Source organism: Pseudomonas quebecensis, assembly GCF_026410085.1.
Classification (GTDB): Bacteria; Pseudomonadota; Gammaproteobacteria; order Pseudomonadales; family Pseudomonadaceae; genus Aquipseudomonas; species Aquipseudomonas quebecensis.
This window is the reverse complement of the sequence record NZ_CP112866.1, coordinates 1,389,448-1,399,150: the sequence shown is the minus strand read 5'-3', so window position 1 is coordinate 1,399,150 and position 9,703 is coordinate 1,389,448. Positions and strand designations below refer to the sequence as shown.

Below are 9,703 nucleotides of genomic sequence, written 5' to 3'. Positions count from 1 at the left end.
ATCAGACAGCCAAGCATCGCCCACCGTGATGCTGTTGAATGGTCCAGGCCGGTCTCCGGGCTCATAAGTGGCCGTACCCTGGCGAACCAGGAGCGGACCCACGCTGCGCCTTCCCATATCGCATGCGATACAGTGGCCAAAGGCAGCGTCTTGACTCATTTACCGTTGCGGGGGCAGCGCCGGAATTGCGGCAGCACTGTGTCTAAGTGCGCTCACTCACCGGCTTCCCTGTTTCACTCCGTCGACCCTTGGGTCACAGAGCACCTGAAACAAGCCGCGAAGGTTAGTGGGTTGGGGGTGGAGCGTCAATTAAAGCCGGCCTTGTACTTGAACCATCGCACCCGCGCCCTCCTCTATCCCTAAAGGTATCAAGGAGAACACCATGCATAAAACCAGACTCGCCTTACTGATCATGCTCGCCGGCACTCTTGCCGCCTGTGGCGAAAGCTCCACGTTGCAGATCAGCGACGGCACCGGGCCATCGCCTAAGCTGCCGGAACCGAACAAGACGCTGATCCCCACCGTCAATATCGCCCCTGCCATCGGCTGGCCCGAGGGCGTCAAGCCCACCGCAGCACCCGGCCTGCAGGTGAGTGCTTTTGCCGAAGGCCTGGACCACCCGCGCTGGCTGTACGTATTGCCCAATGGCGACGTGCTGGTAGCTGAAACCAATGCGCCGCCCAAGCCGGACGATTCGAAGGGGGTGCGTGGCTGGGTAATGGAAAAAGTCATGAGTCGCGCAGGCGCCGGTGTACCCAGCCCGAACCGCATCACCCTGCTGCGCGATGCCGACCACGACGGCGTGGCCGAAACCCGTACGGTGTTCCTGGAGAACCTCAATTCGCCGTTCGGCATGACGCTGGTGGGCAATGACTTGTACGTGGCCGACTCGGACAAACTGCTGCGTTTCCCCTACCAGCCAGGTGAAACCGCGATCAACCAAGCCGGCACTAAAGTCGTGGACCTGCCGGGCGGCCCGCTGAATCACCATTGGACGAAAAACGTGGTGGCCAGCAAGGATGGCAACCAGTTGTATGTGAGTGTGGGCTCCAACAGCAACGTCGGCGAAAACGGCCTGGAGGCCGAACAGGGCCGCGCCGCGATCTGGGAAGTCGACCGCGCCAGCGGCCAGCACCGCCTCTTCGCCTCAGGCTTGCGCAACCCCAACGGCATGGCGTGGGAACCCCAGAGCGGCAAGTTGTGGACCGCAGTGAATGAGCGCGACGAAATTGGCAGCGACCTGGTGCCGGACTACATCACCTCGGTCAAGGACGGCGCTTTCTATGGCTGGCCTTTCAGCTACTACGGCCAGCACGTGGACGAACGCGTCACGCCGCAGAACCCGGACCTGGTGGCCAAGGCCATCGCCCCGGATTACGCGGTAGGGCCACATACCGCCTCTTTGGGCCTGACCTTCGCCGACGGCAGCAAGTTGCCAGCCGCCTACAGCAACGGCGCCTTTATCGGCCAGCACGGCTCGTGGAACCGCAAACCCCACAGCGGCTACAAAGTGATCTTCGTGCCATTCGAGGGCGGCCAGCCCAAAGGGCAACCGCTGGATGTACTGACCGGCTTCCTCGATAAAGATGAGAAAGCCATGGGCCGGCCGGTGGGCGTGGTGATTGATCGGCAAGGCGATTTGCTGGTGGCCGATGATGTCGGGAATAAGGTGTGGCGGGTGTCGGCCGCTCGATAGGCGCTGTGAAAACCTGTGGGAGGGCGTTGCACCCTCCCACAGCGGATTCAGGGATTGCGCGCCAGATGCTCAGCCGGCAATACGCGCTTGGCACTCAAGTAAGCATTCTGCCAATACGCCTTGGACAAGGTGTCCAGCTTTACCGTGCCGCCCGTTTGCGGGGCGTGCACAAAGCGGCCTTCGCCCACGTAGATGCCGGCATGGCTGACTTGGGAGCCTGCGCCGGTGGCAAAGAACAACAGATCACCGGTCTGCAGGTTCTGCGCGCTGACGTCCTGCGCACGCATGCCGATCAGCTCTCGAGTAGTGCGAGGCAGGGAAATGCCGGCGGCGTCGCGGAACACGAAGCCGATCAGGCCGCTGCAATCAAAGCCTGAATCGGGTGTGTTGCCGCCCCAGCGATAAGGCGTGCCGACCAGGCCGAGCGCGCGAAACAGCACGTCTTCGGCGACAGGCGAGTCATTCTGGGTGGTATAGGTGAAGACCGGCTTGGGCTTGACCGCAACAGGCGCGGGCGGTGGCCGGTTGGCGCAGGCGCTGATCAGCGCGGCGCAGAGGATAAGAATCAGGCGGGCCGAGGTCGACATGTGCAGAACAATCCTGGTCTGGATGCGGCTTTCGCTGCCGAACGTTGAAAACCAGAACGCGCGAGCAAGGCTCGCGCGAACGGATTACAACAATGTCCAGGGATTCTAGCGCTTACACGTCAAACTTCAAGTATCACTTTAACTTTACTTGCTGGCGGTAACCGTGGTCGGAGCCATCGCCAGGGCACGCTTGGCCTCGATGAAGGTTTTGCTCCAGTAGCTGTCACCCAGGCTGTCGACTCGGACACCGCCACTGCGACGGCTGCTGGAGTGAATAAACTGGTTATCGCCCAGGTAGATACCGGCGTGGCTTACGCGGCCACGACCACTGGTACTGAAGAAAAGCAGATCGCCGGGCTTGAGGTTGTTACGCGCGACCAGCGGTGCATTAACGTTGATCATTTCACGCGTCGAACGCGGCAGATTCATGCCGGCCTCTTCACGGAACAGATAACCGATAAAGCCGCTGCAATCGAAACCGGCTTCCGAGGTGCCGCCGAAACGGTAGCGAGTACCGATCAGGGACATGCCGCGTTCAAGGATGCTGTCGGCCAGAACTGGAAGCTGGTAAGGCTTGTTGCCGGAGAAGTCGGCCAGTTCCTTTTCGGTCGCCACTTCTTCCTCATAAACAGTGGAGGACTGGGCTGCGACGAATTTTGCCTGGTTTTGAACCTGTGGTTTCTGCTGTTCCGCCACCTGTTGAGGGTGGGACGCGCAACCAAACAACAGGGTAACGAGTGCGAGAGGCACGAGGGGTGCGAAGCGATTTAGCATGGGCACGACCGTGGCTGATGGATAAAGAAGCCGCGACTATGCCCTCTATCACATCGATTTGCAAATTCAATCGTGGCTTTTGTGACTTGGCGATTAGACGCTGACATCTAAGCCGTAATTCCATTTATCGACAAAATTGCTTAGCTCACCGGGCTTAAACGCAGGTTTTCTGACGCCTGTAAAATGTCGAAACATTGAAAATCAACGAGTTACCAACCCAACGTCTCTTTGAGAAAAGGGATCGTCAATTTTCTTTGCGCCTGCAATGAGGCCTGGTCGAGCTGTTCAAGCAGATCGAACAGCGCGCTCATGCTGCGGGTACCCCGGGTCAGAATAAAGTGCCCGACTTCATCGGTCAGGTGCAGACCGCGACGCGAGGCGCGTAGTTGCAACGCGCGCAATTTGTCTTCATCGGACAGAGGGCGCATCTGGAAGATCAGCGCCAGGGTCAGGCGCGATTTGAGGTCGGCGAGTTTTATCGGTAATTCCCGCGGCGAAGTCGAAGCCGCAATCAACAGGCGCCTGCCGCTGTCACGCAGGCGGTTGAACAGATGGAACAGTGCCTCTTCCCAATCCGCTTTGCCGGCGATGGCCTGCAGGTCGTCCAGGCACACCAGCTCGTATTGCTCGAGGTGGTCGAAAATCCCGATACCGCGATCCATCAACTCAGCCAGCGGCAAGTACACCGCCGGCTCGCCCATCTGTTCGAAACGCAGGCACGCGGCCTGCAACAGATGAGTACGCCCCACGCCGTGCTTGCCCCACAGATAAATCAGGCTTTCAGTCCACCCGGCGTCGGCTTCGCAGAGCCGCTCGACATAGCCGAGTGCAGCGGCGTTGGCGCCTGGGTAGTAATTGATGAAGGTGGCGTCGTCACGCAGACGCACACCCAAGGGCAGCTGAATCGGTTTCATGCTGACTGAACGGCTCCCATCGAACCGTTAGTGGCCTCTGTGAAAAGTTTGCGAAGTTTATACCCGTGACGTCGGGCGCACAATGCAGCAGACCCCAAGCAAAATCAAAGGTTTGCGTTAACCCGTTGGTTTTACGCGAATTGTTTGACGCCAAGCCTGCCTGAACGCCACACCCGGCGTTGCGCCGGGTGTGGGTCGTAGCGACTACAGGTCGGGGTCTTCAACCCCGGTATAGACATCCGAATCCTTGTAGAGATCATGCGCATGGCGCACCAGCACCATGATCACCGCCGCCACCGGCAGCGCCAGCAGGATACCGGTGAAACCGAACAGCTCACCTCCTGCCAGGATCGCGAAGATTACCGCCACCGGGTGCAGACCGATTCGGTCACCGACCAGCAGGGGCGTGAGCACCATGCCTTCCAGGGCCTGGCCGACCATAAACACAGCAACAATGCCCAGCATCGGGTACAGGTCACCGCCAAACTGGAAAAGACCCGCCACCAGGGCCGCGCCGATCCCGATGACGAACCCCATGTACGGCACGATGGCGGCCAGACCGGCAATCAGGCCGATCAACAGACCCAGCTCCAGGCCAATAGCCATCAAGCCTGCGGCATAGATAATCCCCAGTGCCAGCATCACCAGTAACTGGCCCCGCACGAACGCACCCAGGACTTCATGGCACTCTTCGGCCAGGGACACAATGCGCTCTTCGCGGTCACGCGGCAGCAGGCTGCGGACCTTGGCCATCATGATGTCCCAGTCACGCAGCAGGTAAAACGCCACCACCGGAATCAGCACCAGGTTGGTCAACCAGCCGATCAATGCGAGGCCGGACGCCGTGGCCTGGCTGAGTACCACCCCGACGATGTCGCCGGTCTGGCCCATATGTTCGCTGATCGCCGCCTTGACCTTGTCGAACTTCCAGAAGCCATCCGAAAGCCCCAGCTTGGCCTGGGCCCACGGCATCGCGGTGTGCTGCAGCCAGTCGAGCATTTGCGGTGCCAGTTCGTACAGCCGGTACAACTGCTTGACCAGCATCGGCACCAGCACCAGCACCAGAGCCGTGATGATCAAGGTGAACAGCGCGAACACCGTGACAACACCGAGCGTGCGCGACAGGCCAGCCTTCTCCAGGCGATCCACCACCGGATCGAACAGATAGGCCAACAGCAACGCGACCAGGAACGGCGTCAGGATCGAATGCAGCAAAAACACAAAAACGCACAGCAGGACGATCCCGCCAAGCCACACCCAACGACGCGTATCCGCCATAAACCACTCCATTTATTTGCTTCTATCTATATAAGGAAGAACATTTACCAGCGAAACCGCAGTTGCGCCTGGGGTTCGGATGCGCTGGCCGGTGGCGTTCCATCGCCCACAGGCTGCGCTTCACCTGCCGCAATCTCCTGCAACTTGCCCAGGCTCAACTGGGTGCGCAACTGCTCGGCGTTGCCGTTGACGCGATACACAATGCGATTGCCATCAACCAGCAGCGGCTGAGCGCCAAATGGCTCCAGCAGATGCCCCAGGGTCGCATAGCGCTCCAGATTCATGCCCTGCACCTCCAGTAACTGCTCAGTGCTGACACCCGGCTTGACCGCAAAGCGCGGCGCCAGCTTCTGGCTGACCGCCAGCATCACCGCATCCGCCAGCGCAGCGGTGTCTGTGCCTTGGGCGGTGCCCTGCTCGGCCTTGTCGCCCAACCACAGGCGCCACTTGGCCTGCCATTGATTGCCTTCCTGACGCGCGTGCACCGCCAGCAAGGCGTCGGCACCGTAGCGTTCGGAAGCGGCGCGCAACGGCGTGGCATCGGCGCTTTCCAGATTCGGCGCGGTGGCCACCACTTGCTCTTCCAGATCGCCCATGGGCAGACGCAGCGGCAAGCCGCGGTGTTGCGCTGCACGGCGCAGGGCCTGGGCAACGGCCTGGCCATCGCCGACCAGGCTGCTGCCTTCGGTGGAGTCGTTCAGCCACCAGCCCAGGATCGAAGGTCGATTGCTGCCCCAGATCGACAGGCCCGCGTCACGCAACGCGCGGTCGGTACTCACCGGGTCGAAATCCACCTGCAGGCTTTCCGGCGGACCGGCGTCGTAGCCGTACTGGCTGATGATTTGCTGCGGGTCTTTGCGCACCGCCGCCAGGCCCGGCCCTTCGGCGGCCTTGGCATCGCCGGTCAGGCGAATCACCAGCGTCTGCACCGCGCGCTGGGTGGCCTGGTCGCGCTCCTGGGGCGACTGGCTGCTGACCGGTTCAAGTACTTGATAAAGACCATTGAGGGTTTCGGCATGACTCGCCAGGCTGACCAACGACAAACAGCCCACAAAAAACACATTACACAGACGCATGAAAGATTCCCGAACGACAGATTTAGCGGCTGGAACAAACCGCGCGAACTCGGTTTCGCCAGGCTGTGACCATGGCAACCGGTGAAACATTCGCGGGGTCTCGGTAAGTTTTCGTACTGTCACAGTACTAGCGGATTCAAGGCTATACCTTAATACGCGCTGAAGCCGAGCCGATTAGCATTTTTTAATCCGCTTTTTTAGTCGATATGGCCCTGCCCGTCGGCCCGAGGATGGCCGCTGCCCCGCAAGCCTGATAAAATCGCGCGCCTTCGCAGACCGTCAACGGCTGGGCCTCTTTTTCAAACGCCCCCGCCCGCCCGGTCGTTACCCAGAAATCCCCCCTAAAGGCCTGGATCATGAGCAAGCAACCCTCCCTGAGCTACAAGGACGCCGGTGTAGACATCGACGCCGGTGAAGCATTGGTCGAACGCATCAAGAGCGTCGCCAAGCGCACTGCGCGCCCTGAAGTCATGGGCGGCCTGGGCGGTTTTGGCGCCCTCTGCGAAATCCCGGCCGGCTACAAGCAGCCTGTGCTGGTGTCCGGCACCGACGGCGTGGGCACCAAGCTGCGTCTGGCCCTGAACCTGAACAAGCACGACAGCATCGGCATCGACCTGGTAGCCATGTGCGTCAACGACCTGGTGGTGTGTGGCGCCGAGCCGCTGTTCTTCCTCGACTACTACGCCACCGGTAAGCTGAACGTGGACACCGCGGCACAAGTGGTCACCGGCATCGGCGCCGGCTGCGAGCTGGCGGGTTGCTCCCTGGTGGGCGGCGAAACCGCTGAAATGCCGGGCATGTACGAAGGCGAAGACTACGACCTGGCCGGTTTCTGCGTCGGCGTGGTGGAAAAAGCCGACATCATCGACGGCTCCAAAGTGGCCGCCGGCGACGCCCTCCTCGCCCTGCCATCCTCCGGTCCTCACTCCAACGGCTACTCGCTGATCCGCAAGATCATCGAAGTGTCCGGTGCCGACATCGAAAACACCCAGCTCGACGGCAAACCGCTGACCGACCTGCTGATGGCGCCAACCCGCATCTACGTCAAGCCACTGCTCAAGCTGATCAAGGACACCGGCGCGGTAAAAGCCATGGCCCACATCACCGGCGGCGGCCTGCTGGACAACATCCCGCGCGTACTGCCAAAAGGCGCCCAGGCCATCGTCGACGTGGCCAGCTGGCAGCGCCCTGCGGTGTTCGACTGGCTGCAGGAAAAAGGCAACGTCAACGAGACCGAAATGCACCGCGTGTTGAACTGCGGCGTAGGCATGGTCATCTGCGTGGCGCAGGAACATGTGGAAACCGCGCTGAACGTATTGCGCGAAGCCGGCGAGCAGCCTTGGGTCATCGGCCAGATCGCCACCGCTGCGCAAGGCGCGGCTCAGGTTGAACTGAAGAACCTTAAGGCGCACTGATGCCTGCAACCTGTGATGTCGTGGTGCTACTCTCCGGCACCGGCAGTAACTTGCAGGCCCTGATCGACAGCACGCGCACCGGCGACAGCCCGGTGCGCATCGCTGCGGTGATTTCCAACCGCAGCGACGCCTACGGCCTGCAACGCGCCAGGGATGCGGGGATCGAAACCCGCTCGCTGGATCACAAGGCGTTCGACGGCCGCGAGGCCTTCGACCGCGCCCTGGTCGAACTGATCGACGCCTTCAACCCCAAGCTGGTGGTACTGGCCGGCTTCATGCGCATCCTCAGCGGCGATTTCGTGCGCCATTACGCCGGACGCCTGCTGAATATCCACCCTTCCCTGCTGCCCAAATACAAGGGCATGCATACCCATCAGCGTGCCCTCGACGCCGGTGACCGCGAGCATGGCTGCAGCGTGCACTTCGTCACCGAGGAACTCGATGGCGGCCCTCTGGTCGTACAGGCAGTGGTTCCGGTAGAGTCTGACGACTCGGCGCAGACGCTTGCGCAACGGGTTCACACCCAGGAACACAGGATTTACCCGCTGGCGGTTCGCTGGTTTGCCGAGGGGCGGTTGATTCTCGGTGACCAGGGTGCATTATTGGACGGTCAGTTACTCGCGGCCAGCGGCCACTTGATTCGAACCTAGGAGATTTTATGCGTCGCGCCTTGCTCTTCGCTTTTGCGCTATTCGCCTTGCCTGCCGTGCAAGCGGCAGACCTTCATCCCTTCTCCGTAAGCTATACCGCTGACTGGAAACAGTTGCCCATGAGTGGTTCGGCCGAACGCAGCCTGACCAAGAACCCAGACGGCACGTGGACCTTGAACTTCAAGGCCTCGATGATGATCGCCAGCCTGACCGAAACCAGCGTGATCCTGTTTGACAAGGACAGCCTGCAACCGAAGAGCTACACCTTCGAACGCGGCGGCCTGGGCAAGGCCAAGAAAATCAACCTGGACTTCGACCAGGCGACCAAGAAAGTCACCGGCTTTGAAAACAAGGACGCGGTCAATGTGCCCCTGCAAAGCGGCATGCTCGATAAGTCGACCTACCAGTTGGCCCTGCAGCGTGACGTCGCCGCCGGCAAAAAGAGCATGAGCTACAACGTGGTGGAAGGCACCGACGTCGACACCTATGACTTCCGTGTAATCGGCCCGGAAAAAGTACAGACCAAGGTCGGCGCCATCGACGCGATCAAAGTCGAGCGCGTGCGTGATCCGACGCAAAGCAAGCGCATCACGCAGATGTGGTTTGCCAAGGACCAGGGCGGCATCCTGGTTGCCCTGCGCCAGGTCGAGACCGACGGCAAGGAATACAACATCATGCTGCAGGACGGCAAAGTTGACGGTAAAGAGGTCAAAGGCAGCTGATCCAAACGCAAGACCAGGAGCCCCGCAAATGCGGGGCTTTTTTTCGCCTGGGTTTTGTCGCTCGCACCCGTGCGATAAGCCTTTGCACATGAAACTTTCGTCATCTAACCCAGCGCTCTGAACCGCAACGCCTTGGTTTATCTGGCCTGCAGCATTGTTGCGTATGACGCAATGAATTGTTGCAGGCAAAACCGGTTTACTTAGCAAGCTAACAAAACATATAACGAAGGCCTGCGACGACTTGCCGCAGATCCACCAGAGATTGGAGCAAGCAGATGACTGTAAAAGTAACTGAACGCGACGATGCACATATGTCCCACGAAGCCTTGGGCCATGGGATTCACATCTGGGATGTACACCAACAAGACCTGCTGGTCGGCATGTTTCACAACGAGAGCGACGCTCAGAACTACAAGAACGAGCTCGAAACCCTTGAGATGAGACGCCAGGCACAAAACGCCTGAACCGCTGAAAGTGCGCAGGCGCTGCGTCCACGACACGGAGCACCTGCGAAACAAAACCCCGCCTTCGAGCGGGGTTTTGCGTGGTCAAGACGGTACTTTTTAATCACCGTATAAAACCAGACACGTC

General features: G+C 60.3%; 10 protein-coding genes and 1 riboswitch. Of the genes, 5 read left to right on the top strand and 5 right to left on the bottom strand.

All coding sequences use genetic code 11. The features are described from left to right. Positions 1-29: 29 nt before the first annotated feature. A riboswitch (cobalamin riboswitch) is annotated at positions 30-283 on the bottom strand. A gap of 99 nt (positions 284-382) precedes the next feature. Next, entirely contained in the window at positions 383-1,696 is a 1,314-nt protein-coding gene (locus OSC50_RS06625; protein ID WP_266246294.1) for a PQQ-dependent sugar dehydrogenase, read from the top strand. A 47-nt stretch (positions 1,697-1,743) separates the two neighbouring features. Here OSC50_RS06625 and OSC50_RS06620 read toward each other — a convergent pair whose 3' ends face one another. The 5 genes from OSC50_RS06620 to OSC50_RS06600 all read right to left on the bottom strand — a co-directional run bounded on the left by OSC50_RS06620 (position 1,744) and on the right by OSC50_RS06600 (position 6,325). Then, a complete protein-coding gene (locus OSC50_RS06620) occupies positions 1,744-2,283 on the bottom strand; it encodes a C40 family peptidase (RefSeq protein WP_181075942.1) in 540 nt (179 codons plus the stop codon). A 144-nt stretch (positions 2,284-2,427) separates the two neighbouring features. After that, on the bottom strand, positions 2,428-3,057 hold the full coding sequence (locus OSC50_RS06615; RefSeq protein ID WP_181075944.1) for a C40 family peptidase: 630 nt from the start codon (positions 3,055-3,057) through the stop codon (positions 2,428-2,430). A gap of 209 nt (positions 3,058-3,266) precedes the next feature. Further along, a complete protein-coding gene (gene hda, locus OSC50_RS06610) occupies positions 3,267-3,971 on the bottom strand; it encodes a DnaA regulatory inactivator Hda (RefSeq protein WP_025855817.1) in 705 nt (234 codons plus the stop codon). A gap of 204 nt (positions 3,972-4,175) precedes the next feature. Continuing rightward, positions 4,176-5,249, bottom strand: a complete 1,074-nt coding sequence (locus OSC50_RS06605) for an AI-2E family transporter (protein WP_181075946.1) — start codon at positions 5,247-5,249, stop codon at positions 4,176-4,178. Positions 5,250-5,293: 44 nt separating this feature from the next. Further along, positions 5,294-6,325, bottom strand: a complete 1,032-nt coding sequence (locus OSC50_RS06600; protein ID WP_253508797.1) for a DUF2066 domain-containing protein — start codon at positions 6,323-6,325, stop codon at positions 5,294-5,296. Between the two features lie 356 nt (positions 6,326-6,681). Between OSC50_RS06600 and purM the strand changes: the two genes are divergently transcribed. The 4 genes from purM (at position 6,682) to OSC50_RS06580 (ending at position 9,576) form a co-directional block, all read left to right on the top strand. Then, on the top strand, positions 6,682-7,740 hold the full coding sequence (purM, locus tag OSC50_RS06595) for a phosphoribosylformylglycinamidine cyclo-ligase (RefSeq protein ID WP_181075949.1): 1,059 nt from the start codon (positions 6,682-6,684) through the stop codon (positions 7,738-7,740). Beyond that, positions 7,740-8,390, top strand: coding sequence for a phosphoribosylglycinamide formyltransferase (purN, locus tag OSC50_RS06590; protein ID WP_181075951.1), 651 nt, complete (start codon positions 7,740-7,742; stop codon positions 8,388-8,390). Before purM ends, purN begins: the two co-directional genes overlap by 1 nt. An 8-nt stretch (positions 8,391-8,398) precedes the next feature. Next, a complete protein-coding gene (locus OSC50_RS06585; protein ID WP_181075953.1) occupies positions 8,399-9,112 on the top strand; it encodes a DUF3108 domain-containing protein in 714 nt (237 codons plus the stop codon). Between the two features lie 275 nt (positions 9,113-9,387). Continuing rightward, the gene (locus OSC50_RS06580) at positions 9,388-9,576 is read left to right on the top strand and encodes a hypothetical protein (protein WP_266246295.1); all 189 of its coding nucleotides are present in this window, start codon (positions 9,388-9,390) and stop codon (positions 9,574-9,576) included. Positions 9,577-9,703 lie beyond the last annotated feature (127 nt).